The following is a 21903-nucleotide window of genomic DNA, read 5'->3' as shown; positions in this document are numbered from 1 at the left end:
GGCCAGGCCAACTCCGCCTTAAATCAAACGGCCCCGCTTGAGCCGGACGACGCAGCGACTGGGCCAGCAGTGGCCGATGCATTCGATGCTGGTGCTCGCTGGGCAGCCTGAAGCTTGGCCTCCAATTGCTTGGAGGCACTGATATCGACAAAGGTGATGACCACACCGAGGATCTGATCGTTCAGATTTCGGTAGGGCATGATGCGCACCGAAAGCCAGCGCTGATCGGCGGTGGGCACCTGCTTTTCCGAGCTGGCGAGGCTGCGCAGGGTTTCTCTCGCATCGGTCTGCAGATCGGGAAACTCGAGCGTACTGCTGAGGTCGCCGAGCGGCCGCCCGACATCGCTGTCACGCAGCTTGAAAATCTTCTTCGCCTGCTCGGTGAAGCGCCGCACATTCAGCTCCTTGTCGAGGAAGAGCGTCGCGATCTCGGTGCTGTTGAGCAGATTTTTCATATCGCTCTGCGCCAGTTCCAGCGCATCCAACTTGGTCTGCAGCTCTACATTGATCGCCTGCAACTCCTCGTTCATCGACTGCAGCTCCTCTTTAGAACTGGTCAACTCCTCATTGGTCGATTGCAACTCTTCATTGGTCGATTGCAGTTCCTCGTTCGAAGCCTGCAACTCCTCTTGCGTGACCCTCATGTCTTCACGCAGCAATTGCAGCTCCTGCTTGGTGCGTTGCAGTTCGGCCTCGGACTCCATCAAGGCGGCGCTGCGCCGCCCATGCGTCGTTGGCTTGCCCGCCAAGGCCGTCGCATTGGCGGGCTCGGCTGCAGCCATTGTCGGCATCGGCAGCGCATTGAAGGCGACCAGCAACAGTGCTTGGCCAGCCTCGTCCGCGCCCGGCAGCTTGCGCAAGCTGATGTCAACGCTCAGCCGCAAGGCCCCGTCTTGGACGGACAAACCCTGCAACTGCACCGGGGCCTGCTGTGCCAAAGCCTGGCGTAAGCCGCCGTCCAAGGCACTGCGCAGGCCGTCACGCGCCATCACATGAATATTCCAGTTGGCCCGACCCGCGGCAGGCTCCAGGTATTTGCCGGTACGCCCGTTGATGAAGAGGATGTCGCCCTGCGCGTTGACGACCACGGCCGGCGGCGCGAACTCCTGCAACAGCAAATTCTCGGCCGCGGTTTGCAGACTGGGTGATTTGCGGCTGGCATCGTCGGTCAAAAGAGTCTCCTTGCTTCGGGGGGGCTTGTGCAGCTTGGCGCGAACCGGAAAATCCGCCATCACCTTGCCGCCAACATTGTCGCGCCGGCGATAGATCCGCAGTGATGCGTCCAGCGGCTCGAACAAGGCAGCAAAGCGGCCTATGCTTTCGGACGAGCCCAGCAGCAAGACGCCGCCCTGGCGCAGGCTGTAATGGAAGAGCTGCAACAAGCGATTCTGCAGCGGCGCGGTAAAGTAAATCAACAGATTGCGGCAGCTCAACAGGTCAAGCTTGGTGAAGGGCGGGTCGGCGTTCAAATCATGCTTGGCAAACACCAGCATCTCGCGGATCGAGCCAACAACGCGGTACTGGCCCTGCTCCAGCTTGAAGAAACGCTGCAAGCGCTGCGCCGACATTTCGCCGGAAATCGCCTCCGAATAGCTACCGCGCCTGGCCCGATCTATCGCATCAGCACTCAGGTCAGAGGCAAATATTTGCAGGCTGCTGGCAGAGCGCAAAGGATTGGCCTCTTGCGCCTCGGCGAACGCGATTGCCAAAGAGTAGGCTTCTTCACCCGTCGAACAGCCAGCCACCCAGGCGCGAAACTGATAACCATCCTCTTGCGCGGCCAGCAGCTGAGGAATAACCTCACTCTGCATTCGCTGCCAGACCTGCCGATCACGGAAGAAGCCGGTCACGCCGATCAGCAACTCATTCATCAGCAGATCAAGCTCCTGCGGCTGTTCACTCAAAAGCTTCTCATAGGCTGCGCATGAATCCAGCTTGTGCACATTGATACGGCGCTCAATGCGGCGGCTCAATGTGCTGCGCTTGTAGCGCGAGAAATCATGCCGGCCGGCATTCTTAAGCAAGGTCAAAATACCGTCCAAATTCCGTGCCGACAGCGCGCTCGGATCATGCGTTTGCCCAGCGCTGCCCAAGGGCTCTGTCGCCTCCTGCAGCAGATGTTGGGCCAGCTGCTCCGGGGCGCCCTGAAAGTCGACACAGCCGCTCTTGATAGCGCTGCAGGGCATGCCGTCGAACTGCGCCGATGCCGGCGCCTGCACCATCGTCAAGCCACCGGCTGCTTTGACCCGCCGCAGCCCGCTTGTGCCGTCTTCGCCCATGCCCGTCAACACAATGGCCACGGCGCGTGCCCCCCATGCCTGGGCCAGCGAATCGAACAAGATATTGATAGGCAGGCGCAGACCGCGCGGCTGCAGTGGTTCGGCCAATTGCAAGCGGTCGTCCGTCAGCGTCATCGACTTGTTGGGCGGAATCACGTAGACATGATCCGGCGAGATCCGCAGGCCCTGCTCGGCCTCCCTGACCGGCAAGGCCGTGACACGCTGCAGCAACTGCGCCAGCATCGCCGGCTGGGTCGGGTCCATATGGGTTGCGACCAGAAACGCCATACCGGTATTGGCAGGCAGTCCGGCGAAGAACTGCTCCAGTGCAGCCAGTCCTCCGGCCGACGCGCCCAGGGCCACCACGCGCTTCAAGCGGGCAGCGGCCGGTGCAAATTTTGGCGGCAGTTCGGTGCTCATGGGGCATGAATGTAGCTGCATTCGATGCACGACCCGGCCGCCCATTTGTATGGCTTCACTCCGTCGTGGCGCTAGGACATCAAGAGCACCGCCGCTCCTTGGACTTGACCCTGACACAAGTCGCACTGAGCCTGCTCGGCGTCCCGCAAGGCATAGCTTTTCGTATGCACTTGCAAGGGTATGCGTGCAGCCAGACGCAGGAAGTCTTCGCCATCAGCCCGGGTCAGATTGGCGACCGATTGCAAGCGCCGCTCACCCCACAGCCAGGCATAGGGGAACGAGGGGATATCGCTCATATGGATGCCGGCGCACACCACCGTGCCACCCCCGCGCACCGCCCGCAAAGCCGTCGGCACCAGACTGCCCTGCGGCGCAAACAGCAAGGCCGCGTCCAGCGCCTGCGGCGGGGGCTGCTCCGAGTCACCCACCCATTGCACGCCCAAGGCGCGCGCCAAGGCCTGCGCCCGCTTGTCGCCCGGCCGCGTGAAGGCGTATACCTCCAAGCCCTGCGCCAGCGCCAGTTGCGCGAGCAAGTGGGCAGCCGCGCCAAAGCCGTAAAGACCGAGCCGGCCGGACTTCGCCTCGGCAAGGCCGGACATCCGGTAGGCCCGGTAGCCGATCAGCCCGGCGCAGAGCAAGGGGGCCGCATGCTCATCGTCATACGCGGGTGGCAGCTCGAACACATAGCGCGCATCGGCCAGCATGTACTCGGCGTAGCCCCCGGCAACTTGCCAACCGGTGAAACGAGCCATCTCACAGAGGTTCTCGCGGCCCTGCAGGCAATGCGAGCATGCACCGCATGTCCAGCCCAGCCAAGGTACGCCGACGCGCGCACCCATTTCGAAACCACCCACGCCTAGGCCCAGCGCATCGACGCGCCCGACCACCTCATGGCCGGGAACTACCCCCTTGGCGCCCAAGTCCGCAGGAAAAGGCAATTCCCCATCGAGGATGTGCAGGTCGGTGCGGCAGACCCCGCAAGCCGACACCTTGATACGCAACTGCCCGGCCGCGGGCTGCGGCAAGCCCTGCTGCCAGACTTCGACCAAGCCGCGACCTGGGGCCTGCATGGCCATGGAAAGCCAGCGCCGTGCAGCTTGATCCGCCTTGGTGGGCATGTCGGCCATATCGGCCATATCAGCCATATCAGCCATATCGGCTATCGACCTCAGCGGCGACTGATCAGCATGCCCAATAGCAAGCCGATGCCGGCCGTGGCGGTAATGGCCTTCCAGGGATTTTCATGCACATAGCCATCGGTCGCTTGACCGGCGGCGCGCGCTTGCTCAAGCGCGAGATGCGGCAATTGCGCCAGGCTGGTCTTGGCGCGTTGCAAATTGCCCTGCATGCGCAGACGCAATTCGTGCATCTCTTCACCGGCCTGTCCAGAGGTAGCGCGCAAGACCTCCTCGGCGTCGGCGATCAAGACACGCAAATCGTTTTTCAATTTGTCGGTATGGATTTCATGAACTTGGGGCATGGCAAGGCTCCTGATGTGAATCTCGGTTTCAAATCTAAAGCAGGACTTGGGCTTGCCAATGAGCAGAATCAATCGCGCCCACAAATGAGCAGCCTCAATCTGCGAGCCAGGCCTTGGCCGCAGACTGTGCACCAGGCCTAGCGCCGTACCAGCACCGCTCTTAAAACAAGCCAGGGAGCAGCCCCCATGCCAAGCGTAGTACCGAATATGTCTGCGGACGACTCCCCTCGTCATCTGCTGGCCCTTGCCGGCGGGGGCTTTCTCGGGCTCTATACCGCAACGCTGCTGGATGCGCTGGAGGCAGGCGCTGAGCGCCCGCTGGCGCGCCATTTCGACCTGCTGGCCGGCAGCTCAATCGGCGCAGTGCTGGCTCTGGCGCTGGCATTTGAGCTGCCGATGAATCGGCTCGTCAGGCTGATCAGAGATCATGGCCCGGAGGTGTTCTCAAGCCGCCCATTGCCGGCAAGTACGGTCAGTCGCCTGCTCGACATGAGCCGCTCTGTGCTCGGGCCGAAGTACAGCGGTGCTCGCCTGCGCGAGGCACTTCAAGCTGAATTCGGCGACTTGAGGCTGGGCGAGGCCCTGCATCCGGTGGTGGTGCCCGCGGTCGACATTGGCAGTTGCCATGCCAAGATCTTCAAAACGCCGCATGCGCCAGGCTCGCTAGGCGATGGTGAGTTGCGCGCAGTGGATGTGGCGATGGCCGCATGCGCCGCACCAGCCTACTTCCCCTCGGTACGCATTGGCACGCGCTTGTATGCCGATGGTGGCTTGTTTGCCGTCGCGCCCGACCAAGTCGCTTTGCATGAGATCGAATATTTCGTCGGCATCGATCCGGCACGCGTGTCCATGTTGTCGATCGGCACGGCGGCCGCGCATTACCAGCCCAGCGAGGGTCTGGATGAAGCTGCCGGGGCTGTGGGTTGGCTGACCGATGGCCGCTTGCTGATGACCTTGATCAGCGTGCAACAGCAACATGTCAAAGCGATGATGGAAGACAGGCTTGGCGAGCGCTATCTGCATTTGGACGCTGACTGGCCAAGCGACGCCGGCTTGGGCATCGACGTGGCCACGCCGGCAGCCAGCAAGCTTCTGACGAAGCTGGCGCGCGAAACCTTGCAGCCCGAACTGCTGTTGCAACTGGACCGTTTCTATGCCCACCTTAGTGATTCGACGCCGTTCACGGCCGTGGATCGGCGTACATATGAGCCCGATTGAAGTGGTAATCGGACTGCGCACCGGGCAGCGCGGCGGCGGCGCTTGAGTCGGACTCGACCATCACCTTACCGTCCGCTTTGGCCGCCAGCAATTGGTAAAGCGATAGCCAACCCTGCTCGAAACTCATGGCCGAGCCGGCCAGATACAGACGGTAGGCGCGCACTTTGGCCTCGTCCGTCAACCGACGCGCTGCGTCCAGCTGACGCTCCAAACCATCCGACCAGGCCCACAGGGTGCGAGCGTAATGCGGACGCAGGTTCTCGACATCCAGCAGTTCCAGGCCGCCTTGCGCCAAGCTCTGCGTCACCGCTGCCACATGGACCAATTCTCCGCCCGGGAAGATGTGCCGCTCGATGTAATCGCCTATGCCCGCACCCAGGCTTTCATTGCTTAAACCACCCGCCGTGATGCCGTGATTTAGCACCAAACCGCCCGGGCGAAGATGGCGGCAAAGGCGGGCGAAATAGCTGGGCAGATGAGCATGACCGACATGCTCGAACATGCCGACGGAGGCGATACGGTCAAAAGTCTGCGCCTCGGGCAACTGCCGATAGTCGAGTAATTGCACCTCGACACGCCCGCTCAAGCCACGCTCGTCAATCAGGCGGGAGACGTAGCGGTGCTGGTTTTTCGACAAGGTGATGCCGGTCGCGTGCACGCCGTAATGTTCGGCCGCCCAAAGCAGCAGGCCGCCCCACCCGGCGCCCACGTCCAGAAAGCGCTGACCCGGAGCCAACTGCAATTTGCGGCAGATGTGCTCAAGCTTGGCCTCCTGCGCCTGCGCCAAGTCCATGGCAGGGTCGCTGAAATAGGCACAGGAATAGACCCTGCGCGGATCCAGCCAGAGTGCAAAGAATTCGTCAGACAGGTCGTAATGTGACTGCACCGAACGCGCGTCGCGCAACTGGTGGTGGCGCCAGCGTGAACGCCATTGCCGGATCGGCGCCGGCCACAGGCCGCGCTCGCCGCGCTTGACCGGATTGCCGACCAAATGTGCGGCGACCTTCATCACATCGGCAAGCGAGCCCTCAATATCCATACGGCCGCGCACATAGGCATCGGCCAAGTGACCGATTTGCCCACGAGCCAAGCCCAGCAGCAATGGTCGGTCATGCAAGGTCAGGCGAACATCGGCGGCCTTGGCCCCCAGACCGCCACCCGGCCAAGCCAGCGCCAACTTGCAGGGTAGCGATTCGAAGATTCGCGTGTCGACCATGCCCGCAATGCTGCGCGGACCCAAGCGCAGGCCAAGGCTTCGGCGCTCGCTCATGTTTCGACCGAGATCCGATTGATCACCCCGGTTACACCGGGTGCGGACCAGACAGCGCCCTCCACTGCGTTGCGCTCGGCCCAGGAATGCACCGGACCTTCCAGGGTCACCAAGCCTCCTTGACCGACCGTCAACTGCACACGTTTGGCCTCGCGCATCGCCTGCCGGGTCAGCGCGCCCTGAATCCGTTCAGACAGGTCGCTGGGCAAAGCACGTGGCCGGATGGTGATGCGATTGCTGATGCTGGTCACGCCGAGCAAGGGCCGGATGACCGTCTCGGCGCTGCGGCGCTGAAAGCCCCAGTCCAGCTCGCCCTCCAAGGTGACATGGCCGCCCTCCACTTTGACGGTCACCCGGTCATCCGGCACTTGTGTATTCCAACTCAAGGCGCTGCGCGCAGCGCTGGCGATCTCGGTGTCGCTGCGCCGGTGCGGCCCTGTTGGCGTCACCTCGACCTCCATAGCCAAGGCCTTGACGCCAAAGACCCGCTTCGCGGCCCGTTCAGCCGCAATTTTTTCAGCGAAGCTGTCCAGATGGCCGGTTAGGGTTACAACGCTGTCCTTGACGGCAACGCCGATCCGCGTTTCATCCACATTCGGATCCCAAGCCAACTCGGCCTGCACATCCTGCTTCAGTACTGCATCTGTTTTCATGTTGAGTCCTTTTCACCAAAAAAGCAGGCGCGCCAATTGCGCGTCCAACTTGAAGATAGGCGAGAAGTCCAGCAAGGACTTGAGCGGGCGCAACTCTTGGGTAGGTATGCACTGCGCTGCAAGGTTATGCCACCTACCTTGAACTACCTGCCTCTGCCAGGGCATTGAGTTCAATCAATTTTCTGGCGCGCCGGGCCATCAACATTTGGCTTGCAGCTTTGCACGAGAGCGCACTTTCAGCGCTCAGGTGACTTTGGCTAGGAGTCTTAGCTCGGGTCCAGTTTTTGCAAAAGGAAGGAAACCATGTCCACCAAGCTTTTACGCCCACAAGCCACCCGCATGATTGGAGCTGGCCTGCTCTTGCTCAGTTTGGCGGGCTTCAATCACGAAGCCCAGTCAGCGCCTGTGACCTTCAACTTTGCCGGCCAGGTCACTCAAACCGTATTCGATCCCTTCGACCCTTTGGGTGGAGCGGTTCAAGTCGGTAGCCCGATGTATTCATATATGAACTTCGATACGTCGGCAACCGACATCAATCCAGCAGCCAACATAGGAACATACGAATGGAGTGGCGGCACCTACGGCTTTGCCGCCTTGCTCGGCTCTGTCCTATTCCCGGTCATGCATTCGCTGAGCATTTCCGTCGTTGACGGCGCACCCGGCGGGATTGATCAGTGCTTGGTCTACGCGTGGGAGGGAACGCAAGGCGGCTTGAACGACTATTTCAGTATTTCAATGACGCTGCAAGACGACACCGGCACGGCCTTCAGCAGCGACGCCTTGCCCACAACGCGGCCGGATCCTGGCAAATTTTCAGTGCGTTCTTTTGTCATGAGCGGCCAATACACCGATCTGAATAACAACTTCATCCAGTATGAAGTTCAGGGCAATCTGGTGCCTGAACCCACCACGCTTGCGCTGGCCGGTTTGGCCTTGTTGGGCTGCGTCGGTTTCAGCCGGCAGGGGAAGAAGTTGCAATAAGGGCAGTCGGCCAGCAGGAATCCGGGAAGGCGAGCTGCTCGCTTGAATCGTTCAACTATTTACCAAAGGAGTTTTGAAAATGAATACATTGCGTTTGAAGACCATCTTTACGCTTTTGGGCGCCACGATGGGGCTAACAGTGACAAGTCAGGCTCTGGCTGTTGACGGGGTCATCCTGATTGACCAAGCTCGCGCGATGGCGGGAGGCGTGACAACAGACGACGCACCAGGCTTCCCAGTAACGATCGGTACTTCGGGCAGCTATCGCCTGGCGAGCAACCTCAACTTGGGTATAGGCGGGGGCAACACCACAGCGATCGAAATTCGGTCTCCGGCCGGCAGCGCCTTGAACGTAACCCTTGATCTGAATGGATTCATGATTTCTGGTCATCCCTACTGCGACTTCAACGGGCAGAGCGACAACACCTGCTTTCCGAGCGGTACCGGTGTGGGTATCCGGGTTGAGAACGGCGCGAGTGTCACTATCAGTAACGGGGGCATTCGCGGCATGGGCCTGCACGGCATATTTTGTTTGGGCGCATGCAAGGTGGACGGTATGACTATTGCCAACAATGGCGGCAGCGGCATGGCGGCTTCAGGCCCAGGTGCCGCCAGCTTCACCCTAACCCGCAGTACGGTCTTATTGAATCGCACCGGCATTTCGGGTAGCCGAGGCCTTGTCCAGAGCAATGTCCTGGAGTTCAATCTTGGCAATGCGATCGAAGCGAATAACAGCGCGCTGTTGAACAATTTGATCAGCGGCAATGGCGGGCTCGGCTTGGCTGGCACCGGCAATGGCTACGGTGCCAATGTCTTCACTTTCAACAACGGCGGCGATGGCCTGCCTCAGGTCAGCGCGGGCAATATCCAGACCGCCACCAATGTCTGTGGAGCCGGCCCCTGTTAAGACAGCGTTCACTTGCAGCCAGGTCAGCGCAAGCAAGCAAATGAAATGGCCCCATGAAAAATCACGGGGCCATTCATAGGCAAAGTTCAGGCTCTGTTCGCCCCTGCGCTTCAATGCAAGAGCCTAAGGCAGGGCCATCCTTAAGCAGGCATGCCGACGGTCTGCGCCAGCAGCAACTCTTCGTCTTGCGTCAAACCCATTGCCTTGGCCAAAGCGTCGCGATCTATCCAGGCCCGGATCACCGTGGCCAAGCCCGCTGAGGCGCAATACAAATAGGCGTTCTGCGCCATCGCACCGGCGGCCGCACTGGCATAGGCACTGCGCTGCTTGGCCGGCACCAGTTTCATGCGTCTATGGTCAGCCACGAAGATCAGATCGAGCGGCGCCGTATCGACAAAGTCTTGATAGCCAGTGACAGTCCGGACATCCTTGGCCTGCTGCAATTGCAATTGGTGCGCTACGGCCTCATAACGGTACAGCCCCTCGGGCAAGGCCACATACAGATCGACCTCTTGCGCATTCATAGCACTCGGTGCGGTCCGCCCGCCGAGCTTGGGTCGGTTGACGCCCGCAGTGGCCCAGAGCAGGTTGCTTAAGCTTTGAGCCGGCAAGGCGCTAGGCGAAAATTCACGCTGCGATTGACGCCGCTGCAAGGCCTGCATCAAGGGCAGGCCACCGTCGAGTTGCGGCGGTAGCAGAGTCAACGTTTCAAGCGCCTCGCCGGCGGCTGCTCTGGCCACGCTCTGCCCCATCAGGCCGAGAGCCAATTTGGTCAAGGTGTTCATCGGCAAGCCCTCACTTCGATGAAATGGCGAGGCGCTAGGCGAGCGGGCAACAGCCCGTCACATTGCGCCTCTTGCTATTCAGCCCGGCCGGTCTCAGGCCTTCTTCTTGTTGCCGCTGATGCAGCGCCGGCTATAGGCCAAACCAGCTAAGCCGGCAAAGGCCAGCGCAATGCCGCTGGGCTCGGGCACAACGCTGATGCGCACACCCATGTCCTGGAAGTCATGATCGCTGGCAGCAGGCGCGTCGGTCAGGCCGGCATAGACTGAGCTTCCTGACGTCTGATATTGCCCGGCGGCTTGGTAGGGGTCGACGCCGAGGAAGTAGCCAGGCAATTGCCCCGGCGCAGTGTCCGGGTTGCCGTTGCCGGCACCGGAGTTTTCCAGCAATACTCCGGAGCCGGTCATATAGGCAAACGAGATCCGCCCAGCTTTCAGGCTGAAGGTGAACTCGTTTCCACCTGCCACATTCTTTTTGTCGCAAGAGGGCGTGGTGCCACCGAACATGGCGCAGGAGGTGGTTACGCCGCCGCGGAACAGTTCTACATAGTTAACAATGTTGTCATCCGTTGCATCAACATAGAAATGGTTGGTCGATGTCGCATCCCCTTTTCCCATAAATTGGAAGGTCACATCGGCATCCTTGCTCACGTTCAGATAGGAAGCGTGCCAACCCGTCGTTCCCATGGATCCGCCGAAAGAAGGATCCGGTGCGAATCCTGGGCCGCCGGGCCACCCCGCACCGGCTGAGGGCAGGCCAGGACCGTTGAAAGTACCATAACCCACTCCATAGTTGGTACCGCCTGGATCTCCCGTCACTTCCTTGTGCGCCGGATTCGAGGCCGGATTATTGGCGGCGTCAACGATCGTCAGTATCGGTGCCGCCATGACCGCTCCGCCCATGCCCATGCCGGACATGGTCATCAAGCCCAGCATAGTGCCAGCCGCCATGGTTAGTTTGAATTTCAGTGGCTTCATGAAGAATTCCTTTTTAGGACTAGGTTGGTAAATAATGATTTAGGCCCCGGCCATCGGACGCGACCAAAATCACTCTAGAAGCGACATCCGGTCAAATATTGCGCAGGCTCAACGCTGCCGCTGCACTTAGAGTCGCCCCCCCTTGAACGAGGGGGCAGAAAAGGCATGCATTCGGTGGCTGGAGGCGCAGCTGCGCATCGGAATCGAAAATTGAGTTCGCTCAATCCTCTCAGCAAAAGCGGTTGACCGGCGCGGTCAGTCTGCAATCATGAACAATGAGTTCCAAACCCAGTACTTGTACCAGCACAGCTGCGGCTGTGGCTGTGGCTTGCTTCACATGGTCGAAAGGAGGGCGATGGTTCAAAAGCAATTTCTCCCCGCTTTTCCTGCTTACTTTGATGCTTTTGGGCGGCTGTGGTCAGTCGAGTGACGACAGTAGCGCCGGCCTGTTGGTCTCGGCCAAGTCCTACATCGAAAGGAAGGATCCAAAGGCCGCCGTCATTCAACTCAAGCGGCTGCTGCAAAAGAACCCCGAATTGGCCGAGGCGCGATTTTTGTTGGGGCAGATCTTGCTGAACAATGGTGACGCAGCTGTGGCGGAGGTAGAGCTTCGCAAGGCGCTTGAGCTCAAACACCCACGAGACTTGACGCTGCCACCATTGGCCAGGGCCATGTTGATGCAAGGCGCCAGCCTCAGAGTGATTGAGTCATATGCGTCAACTGAACTGACCCAGCCGACTGCAAGCGCCGACCTACAAACCTCGCTGGCCAAGGCCTATTTCAACAAGGGCGACAGACTGCGCGGGGAAGCAGCGCTGACCGCAGCGCTGAAGTTGGCGCCCCGGCACGCACCGGCACGCATGTTGCAAGCCCATCATCTGGCCGCCAACGGACAAAACGAGGCCGCCTTGGCCGTGGTAGCCGAGTTGATCAAATCCGTGCAAGAGGATGCCGACGCTTGGCTGTTACAAGGCGAATTGCTGGCCACCACCCAAGCCGTCGCCAGCCAAGTGGCAGTGGCCAAGGCGATTGAATCCTTCCAGCAGGCCTTGCGACTGAAAGCTGATCTGGTGGGGGCGCATACCGGCATCATCTCGACCCGGATGGCACAACAAGACTATGCCGCCGCGCAGACCGCTTTCAAGGCCATGGCGAAGGTCTTGCCCGCGCACAGGCAGACGCTGCACTATGAAGCCCTTCTAGCGCTGCACAACGGTGACTTGCGCGGCGCCCAACAACTGGCCGACAAAGTGTTGAGCACGGAGCCATCCAATCCGACCTCGATGCAATTAGCCGGCACGGTGGCTCTGCAGGCGGGCAACTTGAACAAGGCAGCGGCGCTGTTCGCCAACGCGCTGCAGATCACGCCGGGCAATCCGGTATTGCGCCGCCTGCTGGCCCGCAGCTATCTGCGCTCATCGCAACCGGCCTTAGCGCTGGCAACCTTGCAGCCACTGCTACTGAAGGGCGATGCGGATGCGGAGCTTTTGACTCTCTCTGGCCTGGCTCATCAGCAGTCCGGGCAGCCGCAACAAGCCAAAAAATTATTCGCCGCAGCGGCCAAACTCAAACCCGATGATTCGCGACTGCGTGGCGTCCTCGCCTACAGTCGCTTGGGCGAAGGTGAGGACGAGGCGAGTCAGGCGATCAAAGACTTGCAGGTCCTCGCTGCGGCCGACAAGGCCGGCGGCGAGTCCGACCAGGCTTTGATTACCGCGCTGCTGCAACGCCGAAAGTTCGAGACGGCCCTGCGGGCGTTAGATGCGCTTGAAAAGAAGCAGCCCGACAAGGCGCTGGCCTCTTTGCTACGCGGTCAGCTGGCACTGGCTCGCGGCGACATCGCCGCGGCACGCACAAATTTTGAGCGCGCAATTGTGATCGCGCCGAGCGACTTCCCAGCCTATGCAGCGCTGGCGGCGCTGGACTTACAAGACCAGGATGTCGACCATGCGCGCAAGCGTTTCGAAGCATTGTTGAAACATGACGCGCAAAGCCCGCGCGCGTTGGTGGCTTTGGCAGGCTTTCGCGCACGCGACTCCGGCAGCAAGGAAGATGTAAACAAGCTGCTCGCCGGCGCGGTCAGCGCCGACCCCACCAAGCCCGAGACCAGGCTGCTGCTGATCAATCAACACCTTCAAAACCAAGATCTCAAGCTCGCCTTGGCAGCAGCGCAAGACGGCGTTGCCGCATTGCCCAACGAGGCAATTATGATCGACGCCTTGGGCCGAGTGCAACTGGCCGCCCGTGACTTCAACCAAGCCGCCGTGGCCTTCAAGCAGTTGGCGGCTTTGCAAGCCAAATCGCCGCTGCCGCTGATGAGTTTGGCTCAAGTCAGCGTAGCAATGAAAGATCTGCCCGCTGCGATTAACCACCTGAACCGCGCCTTGGCATTGCGTCCCGGCTTCTTGCCCGCGATGCAGGGATTGATTGACTTGCAGCTTGCTTCTGGCCATGCAGAACAGGCATTAAAGCTTGCCCGCGAAATTCAAAAATTGCAGCCTCAGGAGGCTGTGGGCTACGCGGCCGAGGCCGCTGTGCAGACCAATTTAAAACAATGGGACGCCGCCGCAGCCACCTACCGTATGGCGCTGCTCAGGGCCAAGTTCGCCAATGGCTTGGCTATCAAGCTGCACACAGTCTTGGTGGCCGGCGGCAAGACCAGCGAAGCCGAAAAATTCGCGGCTGACTGGTTGAAAAGCTATCCCCAAGACGGATTCTTCTTGCTCTATTTGGGCGAATTGGCAATGACACGGCAAGACTACCCCTCGGCGGAAACCAGGCTGCTGGAAGTGGCGCGCCTTGACCCCGACAACGCGGCCGTGCAAAACAACCTTGCGTGGGTGCTGATGCAACTGAAGAAGCCCGGTGCCGCCGCTCACGCTGAGAAAGCCAACAGTTTGAGGCCTAAGCAGCCTGCCTTCTTAGATACCTGGGCTCAGGCCTTGGCCGAAGAAAAGCAATTCGCCAAGGCCGTGGCGGTGCAGGCGCAAGCTCTTGAGTTGCAACCGGACAACCCAATAATTAAGCTGAGTTTGGCTCGCCTCTATCTGAAGGCTGGCAACAAACCTATGGCCAAGGCGCAACTGGATCAATTGGCCGCTTTGGGCAATCTTTTTGCTGGCCAAAATCAGGTCGACGAACTGCGCAAATCGCTGTGACTTGAGGTGCCGGGCCTTGAAGTCGGCGGCGACCCTGAGCATGCTCAACTGTTCGACTCCATACTGCACCGATCCTGGCGGAGCGCTGGCTTCAGCCCGCGCCGGCGCACGGCAACCCCGTGGATGATGATGGATCGAGCATGTCTGCTGTTACATGGCAATCTCTGGCTGCGGGGTCAAAAGATAGCTGTTCAGTTGGAGCAGCGTTGCGCCCTCTCGGTGCCTGATTACTGCAGGCCTGCTCCAACGAACGGTGCGCCCTTGTTATCCGTTGTCGTATCGACCTTCAACGCGCGAGGCAGTGTTTCCAAGTTGGTCGCAGGCTCACCTTTGAGTTGCGGGAGTTAGCCCCGGACGTCTTCTTCGTCGATGTCGACTCGCCTGACGGCACGGCTAAACTGGCGCGCTTGGTGGCTTGCGCCGACTCGCATGTGCGTTGGCTGCCCCGACTGGGACGGCGCCGCCTTTCTTCGGCCTGCGTCGAAGGGGTGAGGTCTGGCAGCGCCCCTATGCGATCTGATCATGGGCGAAGAATTGCTGCATGACAAGTCTATCCACTGCGCATGATGCAGGCGCTGATCAGCGGCGAGGCCGATGTCGCCATCGGAAGGCGTTATGTTGAGGGCGGTAGCATCGGGCATTGGGACGGCAGCCGGGCCATGATCATCCGCTTCGCCACCCGCCTTGAAAGATCCAATGAGCTGCTTCTTCATGATGCGGCGCGAGGTCTTCCTGGCCAAGGCGCGAACTCTATTGTCAACGGGCTTCAATATCTTGGTTGATCCGTGCGCGTCTGGTCGAGAACCGCTGCGCCTTGTAGAGATTGCCTATCAATTCCGCAACCGCCAACAAGGCGAAAGCAAACTCGACAATCAAGCGGCATGGGGCTATCAGATGCTGCTGCAGGACAAGTTGGTCGGCCACCCACTGCCCGTACGCTTCATCGCCTTCACCGGCATCGCAGATTGCCCGGTTTCTACACCCACAATGGTTTGATCCCGGCCAGCAATCCTTTTTTTCCTTGCGTCTTGCCCGGCGGCCCGCCAAATGGCATGTACAACCCGCCGCCGGGCGCGCGTCGGGCGGCATTGCTCAAATGGGTCCACAGATACGCAGACGCGGCGACGCACCCCGCCCCTCTCCATCGCCGTGATGGAAGTCATGGCTGTCAAGTCGAACTCCAAAAACATTACCGTTGTGGCCTTCATAGATGAATATGTGCTGCGCCATGGCGCCTTGCTGATTCGGGATAAATCCGAAGGCGCTCCGGTTTCCACGCAAAATCAATGCCGCATCTGCCACGACGCCGACGGCCCGAGCTGCGAAGGCCTACCTTCGGCCAGGCAGGCTGACCTGAAAATCATCAACCTGTTTAGTGCATTGCCTCACCAGTAGCGACTGCATCTCATCAATGTTGACGACGCGCGACGCAACAGAGCTCCGAACGATGCTCCCCGCCGCGCCACGGCCATCGGTGCCAAGTACGATTTCAACAACCTCCGCTGGCGCGGCCACACGTCGATCTCGGGCGCGACCAGGTCGGGCCGTGCGCACGCGATCCTGCATCGTGAGGCTCGCCGCATTTAGACAATGCCAGGTCTTCCTCAAAAGCATTTAACTGTTTGAGGTGAACGGTGGCTTCTGTATGGTCAAAGGAATGTAGCGCCATTTCTCCTTAGAAGGTCAGAGCGGGTCGATCATTCAACAAGGTCCAGAGCAGGTGAATCGAGGCATCGGCGAGTTTGCCAACGGCCGCTCTGGCAAGTTTTGGCTTGGTTGGATCCTTCGACGGCGAACCTGATGATTGGCTCGCATTGGAGCTCGCTGAATTTGGTATGTTTCAGCGCAAGCGACCGCCTGGGCTGATTGCACTCAATCATCAAGATTCCGCTAGGTGCAAGCAGTCAAGACCAAGCTGCTGCACCCGCGCTCGTCACCGCCCCTGCCGTCCGGCGGCGGGAAGTCGATGACGATTCGGCCGACCGTAGTGCCAGTGCGTAGCCGCGCCACGCGGCTATTGCCCGCTCCAATTCGACCCCTGTGATGCAGCTCCTACATTCAACCGACTTCGATGTCGAACAGCGCGCGCTGCTCGGTCCCGCTGCCGAACGAGGGGATGACAGAACTGACTGGCAGCTGCAGCACCTCAGGCAGGCCGCTCGCGATTTTTTTCAGCGCCCTCCGGTAACGTCGCTGAGCCGCTGACGACGTTTACCGGATGGCAGTCAATTCGACAATGGCGGACACCCGGGGTTCCTCCACCCTCAAGGCAGAAGCCTTAATAGAGGCCCCCTCGTCGACCTAGCTGACCCTCCCATACAAGGGCCGCGGCCTGACCATGACGATCGCCTCGGCCACCGTCACTGGATGACAGGGGATTTCGGTCATCAGCGCAAATTGACTCGTCATCGTTCAGGCCTGGAATCCGTTTGTAGGACGGGAAGTCGATGCTGCCATGTTCGCGCGGCTGGAGAGTCATTTCGGTCTCGGAGACGCAGCTGGGTCGGTGGTCAGCGCAGTAAAAACACTGATGTGCGGAATGTCGAAATCGCCCAGAATTTTCAACTGCGTCGAATTGCCGCTGTGCGACACGCCGAGCAGCACAATTGATCCACCCGTCGCAATTTCCAGGCCGACCCCGGCGGATGCGGATACCTCCAAATTGTCTCCGCCGGAAACCTTGCAGGTGCCTTTGGCGCGGAAGACGCTTGACATGCCCAGCAGGCCGCTAACCTACAAACCGCACGCTAAGCTCGTTGCATGAACTCGCGATCGCGCCCGCCCCGCAGAGCTTCAGCCAAGTCACTCAGCTCGCGCGCCAAAAACTCCAGTACATCCTCCATTGCCACGATACCGACCAAACGTTCAGCCTTGTCGGCAATGACGAGGCGCCGCAGACGATGCTGACGCATCAGGAACACGGCCTCCATCAGGTCCATTTCAGGGTGGCCGAGTACCAAGTCCACCGACATGATGTCACCTGCAGTGAACAGCTCGGGGTCAAGCCCTTCAGCCATCAAAGCCAGCACCAGATCACGGTCGGTGACGATACCGATTGGCCGGGTCTGCTCGCTTGCATCAACCACGACCAGGGAGCCGATATGGTGTCTGCGCATCAGCTGCGCCGCCACCAAAGCTGGCGTTTCGGGTTCAACCACCGCCACGATTGAGGTCGCGATGTCCTTCAAGCACGCTTTCTTTTTGTCCATATTTTTCAGCCCTGCAGAGCTAGCTCCAATTGATGGTCTTAACTAGGACGATCGGCCAATCAATGACGCTCACTTGATCAACAGGACCGGCACGGTCGCCAAGTGAACAACGCGCTGTGCGACCGAGCCGATCAACAGGCTGCCGATTGCGCTCATGCCGCGTGTACCCAGCACGATCTGGTCAACCTGATGTTCTTCAGCAAATCGAACGATCTCCGGGGCAGGCAGTCCCTCCGAACGCAGACAGTCGCGCACCACCAGACCACATTCCTTGGCCCTATCCTTCGCTTGCGTCAGCAGTTGGTCTTGGCGCTTGAGCTGAGCCGCCTCGATATCGTCGGCACTCAAGGCCGTCAGCTCGCCGTAATAGACCGGGCCGTCTCGCACATTGAGCAGCAGAACTTCCAAGGACACCGTAGCCTGCGCCAGCTTGCCTACGGCATCAATGGCGTGCATCGATGTTTCAGAGCCATCTATCGCAATCAATAGTTTCAACATAACGATCTCCTTCACAGCCTGCCAATAGCCCATCGACCAACACTGCAAGCAGCTTGCCCAAAAAAGGTTTGTCTGCATTGAGCCGGCGCAACGTTGGGCAGTTCGGCTGACTGCCTCGACCTAGCCCGCCGCACGCCGACGAACACAAGGCGCAGTCACGCACACAGAACAGTTGCGCTCGCTCAAGTTCGGCGCTGCGCTTCGGCCTAGCATTGAAGACCACCTACTGCCGAGGAGCTGCGATGAACACAAGCACTCGTCCTGCGACCCAAAGCGGCTATTTCTATCCCGCCGAGCCGCAAGACTTGCGTGGCCTGCTGGATCGCCAGTTGGTCGCTGCCAGCCCGTCGAACAGCTCGCAACGGTGCCCCAAAATGCTGCTGGTGCCGCATGCCGGCTATGTCTATTCTGGCGAGGTGGCGGCAGCGGCATTTGCCTGCTTGCGCCGCTGGCGCAAGCAAATCGAGCGGGTGGTATTGCTTGGCCCCGCGCATCGTGTGCCGGTCCGCGGCTTGGCCGCGCCGACGGTCGGCGCATTCGAGACACCGCTCGGTCGCATACCTCTTGATCTGGAAGTTATGGCAGGGCTGAAGGACTTGCCGCAAGTCGAATGGCTAGACCTGCCGCATGCTCAGGAGCACTCACTGGAGGTGCAGCTGCCCTTTTTGCAAAGCGTGCTCGGAGATGGCTTCGAGTTGCTGCCCTTGCTGGTTGGCGGCGCCGGCCCGGCGCAAGTGGCCGAGGTGCTGGAGCGCGTCTGGGGCGGGGACGAAACGCTGATCCTGATCAGCAGCGACCTGTCGCATTTCTTGACATACGGGGAGGCTCAGGCGCGAGATCAGGTCACGGTCGAGCGCATTCTTCATTTCGCCACCGATTTGAGCGGCGAGGAGGCCTGCGGCGCGGCGCCACTCAATGGCGCGCTGGCAGTGGCGGCAAGGCATGGTCTGCAAGCGCGTCTGCTGCGGCAGCGCAATTCCGGCGATATCCAGGGCGGCGACCATCGACGCGTGGTCGGCTACGCGTCGATCGTTTTCGAAGCCGCCCCCGTCGCTGGCGACTTGCTGGAAGGCGAGCAAATGCGGTCCAACGATCAGGGCTTGGGCAAGCTGCTGTTGGCCGTTGCGCGCCAGACCATCGCGCACCGTCTTGGCGTTGGCCTGGGCCTGCCGAGCCTGCCAGCGCTGGATGATGACGCTCACCCGGCGCTTGCTCGCCCAGGTGCGAGCTTCGTCAGCCTGCATGATGCTCAGGGCCATCTGCGCGGCTGCGTGGGCAGCTTGCAGGCGCGACGACCCTTGATTGAGGATGTGCGCGCCAATGCTATTGCCGCCGCGTTTTGCGACCGCCGCTTCGCGCCGCTGCAAGCCGAGGAATGGCCAGGCTTGCAGGTGGAGGTGTCGCTGCTGGGAGCGGCCGAGCCGATGCGGGTCCAGAGCGAAGCCGAGGCCGTGGCCGCCTTGCGTCCCGGCGTTGACGGCTTGATTCTGGCCTGGCAAGGCAGACAAGCGACCTTGTTACCGCAAGTCTGGGAGCAATGCCCGCAACCCGCGCAGTTTCTGGCCGCACTCAAACACAAGGCCGGTCTGCCACCAGACTTCTGGGCCGCTGATCTGCGACTGTCGCGCTACCAGGTGCGCTGTTTCAAACAGTTAGCCCATGCCGACGGTGTCGCATCATGAGGCCAATGCCTGGCGAAGATGAGGACGTGCCAGCCAGCGACCCGCTGATGCTCGAGAACGGCGCGCCGGCGCGCTGGTGGCACCGACTGCCCGACGATCGCATCCAATGCGATCTTTGCCCGCGTGATTGCAAGCTGCACGAGGGCCAAGCCGGCATGTGCTTTGTGCGCCAACGCATTGGCAATGAAATGCGTTTGATGACTTATGGCCGCAGTTCGGGTTTTTGCATCGACCCGATCGAAAAAAAGCCCTTGAATCATTTTTTCCCCGGCTCCAGCGTATTCTCCTTTGGCACCGCCGGCTGCAATCTGGCCTGCAAGTTCTGCCAGAACTGGGATATTTCCAAGAGCCGCGAGATGGACAGACTGATGGATGCAGCCAGCCCGCGCCAAATTGCCGAAGCGGCCCGCGAGCAAGCAGCACTCAGCGTCGCCTTTACCTACAACGACCCGATCATCTTTGCCGAATATGCCCTGGACACCGCCGATGCCTGCCACACGCTGGGCCTCAAAACGGTGGCGGTGACGGCCGGCTATGTGCATGCCGAGCCACGACGCGAGTTCTTTGCCAAGATGGACGCAGCCAATGTTGATCTGAAAGCCTTCACCGATGAGTTCTATCAGCAGCAGACCGGCTCCCACTTGGCGCCGGTGCTGGAGACGCTGCTACATATCCAGCATCGCAGCTCATGCTGGCTGGAAATCACCACCTTGCTGATTCCTGGTCTGAATGACAGCACGCCCGAGTTGGAGGCGCTGACGGCCTGGGTCGCCAAGGAGCTGGGGCCGGACGTGCCGCTGCATTTCAGCGCCTTCCACCCCGACTACAAGATGAGCGGGATCGCCACCACGCCGGCAGCGACCCTGAGGCGTGCGCGCCGCATCGGGCTGGACAAAGGCTTGCGCTATGTCTATACCGGCAATCTGCACGATGCGGATGGCGGCACCACCTTCTGCCCCGGCTGCCAGGCCAAGCTGATCGAACGGGACTGGTATGACTTGCTGCATTACGAACTGGATGCCGAAGGCAAATGCCCCCATTGCGGCAGTCGCATCGCGGGCCATTTCGCCCCACAGGTGGAACGCGGCTTTGGCCGGCGTCGCATCCCGGTGCATATTGGCCGCGGCAGGCTGCCCTGAGCCTGGGTTGTGGCTGGCCATCGCGGCTTGGCGCCTAGCTGTTACGAGGCAAACAGGAGATCAAGTGCTGGCCGCACGGTCGAATTTTTCTTGTTTGCCCATAGGGGGTCGGGCGATGCCTGGCCGCAAAGTTGAATCCCTTTATCACCGACTCACTGAAAGGAAAACTGACATGCTGCCCATCCTGATCGCCTATGGCACCACCGAAGGCCAGACCCGCAAAGTGGCCGAATTCATCGCTGAGCGCGTGCGCATTCGCGGCCATCAGGCTGACCTGCTTGACACGGCCAGCGCTGCCGCCGATCAGGTACAGCCTTTTCAAATGGCCGTGATTGCCTGCGGATCTTTGCACCTCGACCGGCATCAGAGTTCGCTGGCGCATTTCCTGAAATCGAATCAGGCATGGTTGAAGACGCTGCCGATCGCCTTCTTCTCTGTCTCCCTGAGCGCTGCTATGCCCGATGCCGAGAGCCGCAAGGAAGCCCAACAGGCCGCCGCTCACTTCATGCAGCAGTGCGACTTGCAGCCACTGCTGACGCGCTGCGTTGCCGGCGCGCTGAGATACACGCAATACGACTACTTCAAGCGCGCGATGATGCGCTTGATCGCGAGCCACCATGGGCAGTCCAGCGACAGCAGCCATGACCACGAATACACCGATTGGCAGCAACTGGAAGCAGATGTCGATCAGTTTCTGAAGACTGCAGGGCTGGGGCCCAAGGCTCACTCTGCCTAATGAGTAGGCAGCTTGCAGCCGTATGAGCTGGAGGTGATGCTGCGGCATCACTGCATGCAGCAGTAGTTCAATCTAAGTGAACAGGCATGGCCGAAGCGCTGCACGACATGAACTTATTCCGCGACTTCGCGGGCCCGGCTGGCGGCGATGAATGGGTAGCGTCAATGATGTCACCGAGACAACGCGCTTTTGCAGGGTGACCGGACCGAAGTCTGCGCAGCCATGGGCGACCAAGGTGAAGACACGCGCCATCGATGCGAAGGCAACTATGCGCAGGAACACAGCGATGCGGCCCGGCACGCGCCTGCGGCTCGGCAGGCCGCTGACGACTCTTGCCAAGTCAACTTGTGCTTTCGCATTCGAAGCCCCACTGCTACGGCGTGAACAAGGAGAGCTTTCCAGCGCATTGCGTTGCGTCAATGTCGCCGGCTGATGCGCAACCGAACATGAACGAATTCATACCCCGGGCAGCGGGTCCGCGCCGCAATTGCTGCGGGTACCAGGCGACCAAAA

19 protein-coding genes and 1 pseudogene are annotated in these 21903 nt (G+C 60.4%); 10 read left to right on the top strand and 10 right to left on the bottom strand.

Going from position 1 to position 21903, the window contains the following annotated elements; translation table 11 throughout:
* Positions 1 to 23 precede the first annotated feature (23 nt).
* The 3 genes from LNV09_RS15915 to LNV09_RS15905 all read right to left on the bottom strand — a co-directional run bounded on the left by LNV09_RS15915 (position 24) and on the right by LNV09_RS15905 (position 4179).
* On the bottom strand, positions 24 to 2699 hold the full coding sequence (locus LNV09_RS15915; protein ID WP_263558043.1) for a chemotaxis protein CheB: 2676 nt from the start codon (positions 2697 to 2699) through the stop codon (positions 24 to 26).
* Positions 2700 to 2770: 71 nt separating this feature from the next.
* Positions 2771 to 3775: a zinc-dependent alcohol dehydrogenase family protein gene (locus LNV09_RS15910; protein WP_263558137.1), complete on the bottom strand. Its 1005-nt coding sequence runs from the start codon at positions 3773 to 3775 to the stop codon at positions 2771 to 2773.
* A 92-nt stretch (positions 3776 to 3867) separates the two neighbouring features.
* Entirely contained in the window at positions 3868 to 4179 is a 312-nt protein-coding gene (locus LNV09_RS15905) for an ElaB/YgaM/YqjD family protein (RefSeq protein ID WP_263558042.1), read from the bottom strand.
* A gap of 186 nt (positions 4180 to 4365) precedes the next feature.
* On the opposite strand from LNV09_RS15905, the gene LNV09_RS15900 reads away from it, so the two are divergent.
* Entirely contained in the window at positions 4366 to 5397 is a 1032-nt protein-coding gene (locus tag LNV09_RS15900) for a CBASS cGAMP-activated phospholipase (protein ID WP_263558041.1), read from the top strand.
* Here LNV09_RS15900 and LNV09_RS15895 read toward each other — a convergent pair.
* Positions 5360 to 6613 (bottom strand): class I SAM-dependent methyltransferase, encoded by a 1254-nt coding sequence (locus LNV09_RS15895; RefSeq protein WP_411969302.1) that lies wholly within the window; start codon positions 6611 to 6613, stop codon positions 5360 to 5362. The genes LNV09_RS15900 and LNV09_RS15895 overlap by 38 nt on opposite strands.
* Before the next feature lie 50 nt (positions 6614 to 6663).
* Positions 6664 to 7320 (bottom strand): BON domain-containing protein, encoded by a 657-nt coding sequence (locus tag LNV09_RS15890; RefSeq protein ID WP_263558039.1) that lies wholly within the window; start codon positions 7318 to 7320, stop codon positions 6664 to 6666.
* A 405-nt stretch (positions 7321 to 7725) separates the two neighbouring features.
* On the opposite strand from LNV09_RS15890, the gene LNV09_RS15885 reads away from it, so the two are divergent.
* Both LNV09_RS15885 and LNV09_RS15880 read left to right on the top strand, forming a co-directional pair.
* On the top strand, positions 7726 to 8301 hold the full coding sequence (locus tag LNV09_RS15885) for a PEP-CTERM sorting domain-containing protein (protein ID WP_263558038.1): 576 nt from the start codon (positions 7726 to 7728) through the stop codon (positions 8299 to 8301).
* Between the two features lie 79 nt (positions 8302 to 8380).
* Positions 8381 to 9208, top strand: coding sequence for a right-handed parallel beta-helix repeat-containing protein (locus LNV09_RS15880; RefSeq protein ID WP_263558037.1), 828 nt, complete (start codon positions 8381 to 8383; stop codon positions 9206 to 9208).
* A gap of 140 nt (positions 9209 to 9348) precedes the next feature.
* On the opposite strand, the gene LNV09_RS15875 is transcribed toward LNV09_RS15880, so the two are convergent.
* Together LNV09_RS15875 and LNV09_RS15870 are read right to left on the bottom strand one after the other, a co-directional pair.
* Positions 9349 to 9993, bottom strand: a complete 645-nt coding sequence (locus LNV09_RS15875) for a nitroreductase family protein (protein ID WP_263558036.1) — start codon at positions 9991 to 9993, stop codon at positions 9349 to 9351.
* A gap of 93 nt (positions 9994 to 10086) precedes the next feature.
* Positions 10087 to 10968, bottom strand: a complete 882-nt coding sequence (locus tag LNV09_RS15870) for a PEP-CTERM sorting domain-containing protein (protein WP_263558035.1) — start codon at positions 10966 to 10968, stop codon at positions 10087 to 10089.
* A gap of 275 nt (positions 10969 to 11243) precedes the next feature.
* On the opposite strand from LNV09_RS15870, the gene prsT reads away from it, so the two are divergent.
* The 3 genes from prsT (at position 11244) to LNV09_RS15855 (ending at position 15521) form a co-directional block, all read left to right on the top strand.
* Positions 11244 to 14126: an XrtA/PEP-CTERM system TPR-repeat protein PrsT gene (gene prsT / locus LNV09_RS15865; RefSeq protein ID WP_263558034.1), complete on the top strand. Its 2883-nt coding sequence runs from the start codon at positions 11244 to 11246 to the stop codon at positions 14124 to 14126.
* A 696-nt stretch (positions 14127 to 14822) separates the two neighbouring features.
* On the top strand, positions 14823 to 15122 hold the full coding sequence (locus LNV09_RS15860) for a glycosyltransferase family protein (RefSeq protein ID WP_263558033.1): 300 nt from the start codon (positions 14823 to 14825) through the stop codon (positions 15120 to 15122).
* 153 nt (positions 15123 to 15275) lie between these two features.
* Entirely contained in the window at positions 15276 to 15521 is a 246-nt protein-coding gene (locus LNV09_RS15855; protein ID WP_263558032.1) for a hypothetical protein, read from the top strand.
* A 1080-nt stretch (positions 15522 to 16601) separates the two neighbouring features.
* On the opposite strand, the gene LNV09_RS15850 is transcribed toward LNV09_RS15855, so the two are convergent.
* The 3 genes from LNV09_RS15850 to LNV09_RS15840 form a co-directional block, all read right to left on the bottom strand.
* Complete coding sequence (locus LNV09_RS15850) at positions 16602 to 16841, bottom strand: hypothetical protein (RefSeq protein WP_263558031.1); 240 nt, start codon at positions 16839 to 16841, stop codon at positions 16602 to 16604.
* A gap of 32 nt (positions 16842 to 16873) precedes the next feature.
* Complete coding sequence (locus LNV09_RS15845) at positions 16874 to 17335, bottom strand: CBS domain-containing protein (protein ID WP_263558030.1); 462 nt, start codon at positions 17333 to 17335, stop codon at positions 16874 to 16876.
* 69 nt (positions 17336 to 17404) lie between these two features.
* Entirely contained in the window at positions 17405 to 17833 is a 429-nt protein-coding gene (locus LNV09_RS15840; RefSeq protein WP_263558029.1) for a universal stress protein, read from the bottom strand.
* Between the two features lie 242 nt (positions 17834 to 18075).
* Between LNV09_RS15840 and amrB the strand changes: the two genes are divergently transcribed.
* From amrB to LNV09_RS15820, 4 genes and pseudogenes are all read left to right on the top strand, one after another.
* Positions 18076 to 19515, top strand: coding sequence for an AmmeMemoRadiSam system protein B (gene amrB, locus LNV09_RS15835; protein WP_263558028.1), 1440 nt, complete (start codon positions 18076 to 18078; stop codon positions 19513 to 19515).
* Positions 19512 to 20654 carry an AmmeMemoRadiSam system radical SAM enzyme gene (gene amrS, locus LNV09_RS15830; RefSeq protein ID WP_263558027.1) on the top strand — a complete coding sequence of 381 codons (1143 nt, stop codon included), beginning with the start codon at positions 19512 to 19514 and terminating at the stop codon, positions 20652 to 20654. The genes amrB and amrS overlap by 4 nt, the downstream gene beginning before the upstream one ends.
* A 172-nt stretch (positions 20655 to 20826) precedes the next feature.
* On the top strand, positions 20827 to 21390 hold the full coding sequence (locus LNV09_RS15825) for a flavodoxin domain-containing protein (protein ID WP_263558026.1): 564 nt from the start codon (positions 20827 to 20829) through the stop codon (positions 21388 to 21390).
* Positions 21391 to 21408: 18 nt separating this feature from the next.
* A pseudogene (locus LNV09_RS15820) lies at positions 21409 to 21548 on the top strand (transposase); the annotation flags it as partial.
* Between the last annotated feature and the right edge of the window lie 355 nt (positions 21549 to 21903).

The organism is Paucibacter sp. B2R-40, from assembly GCF_025717555.1.
Taxonomy (GTDB): Bacteria; Pseudomonadota; Gammaproteobacteria; order Burkholderiales; family Burkholderiaceae_C; genus Paucibacter_A.
Note: the sequence above shows the minus strand (reverse complement) of the source record. Positions and strands in the feature narration are given on the sequence as shown.

Coding starts and splice junctions, on each gene's coding strand:
- LNV09_RS15915 (WP_263558043.1), bottom strand. CDS start 2,699: ATGAGCACCGAACTGCCGCCAAAATTTGCACCGGCCGCTGCCCGCTTG.
- LNV09_RS15910 (WP_263558137.1), bottom strand. CDS start 3,775: ATGGCCATGCAGGCCCCAGGTCGCGGCTTGGTCGAAGTCTGGCAGCAG.
- LNV09_RS15905 (WP_263558042.1), bottom strand. CDS start 4,179: ATGCCCCAAGTTCATGAAATCCATACCGACAAATTGAAAAACGATTTG.
- LNV09_RS15900 (WP_263558041.1), top strand. CDS start 4,366: ATGCCAAGCGTAGTACCGAATATGTCTGCGGACGACTCCCCTCGTCAT.
- LNV09_RS15895 (WP_411969302.1), bottom strand. CDS start 6,613: ATGGTCGACACGCGAATCTTCGAATCGCTACCCTGCAAGTTGGCGCTG.
- LNV09_RS15890 (WP_263558039.1), bottom strand. CDS start 7,320: ATGAAAACAGATGCAGTACTGAAGCAGGATGTGCAGGCCGAGTTGGCT.
- LNV09_RS15880 (WP_263558037.1), top strand. CDS start 8,381: ATGAATACATTGCGTTTGAAGACCATCTTTACGCTTTTGGGCGCCACG.
- LNV09_RS15875 (WP_263558036.1), bottom strand. CDS start 9,993: ATGAACACCTTGACCAAATTGGCTCTCGGCCTGATGGGGCAGAGCGTG.
- LNV09_RS15870 (WP_263558035.1), bottom strand. CDS start 10,968: ATGAAGCCACTGAAATTCAAACTAACCATGGCGGCTGGCACTATGCTG.
- prsT (WP_263558034.1), top strand. CDS start 11,244: ATGAGTTCCAAACCCAGTACTTGTACCAGCACAGCTGCGGCTGTGGCT.
- LNV09_RS15860 (WP_263558033.1), top strand. CDS start 14,823: ATGAGCTGCTTCTTCATGATGCGGCGCGAGGTCTTCCTGGCCAAGGCG.
- LNV09_RS15850 (WP_263558031.1), bottom strand. CDS start 16,841: ATGTCAAGCGTCTTCCGCGCCAAAGGCACCTGCAAGGTTTCCGGCGGA.
- LNV09_RS15845 (WP_263558030.1), bottom strand. CDS start 17,335: ATGGACAAAAAGAAAGCGTGCTTGAAGGACATCGCGACCTCAATCGTG.
- LNV09_RS15840 (WP_263558029.1), bottom strand. CDS start 17,833: ATGTTGAAACTATTGATTGCGATAGATGGCTCTGAAACATCGATGCAC.
- amrB (WP_263558028.1), top strand. CDS start 18,076: ATGAACACAAGCACTCGTCCTGCGACCCAAAGCGGCTATTTCTATCCC.
- amrS (WP_263558027.1), top strand. CDS start 19,512: ATGAGGCCAATGCCTGGCGAAGATGAGGACGTGCCAGCCAGCGACCCG.
- LNV09_RS15825 (WP_263558026.1), top strand. CDS start 20,827: ATGCTGCCCATCCTGATCGCCTATGGCACCACCGAAGGCCAGACCCGC.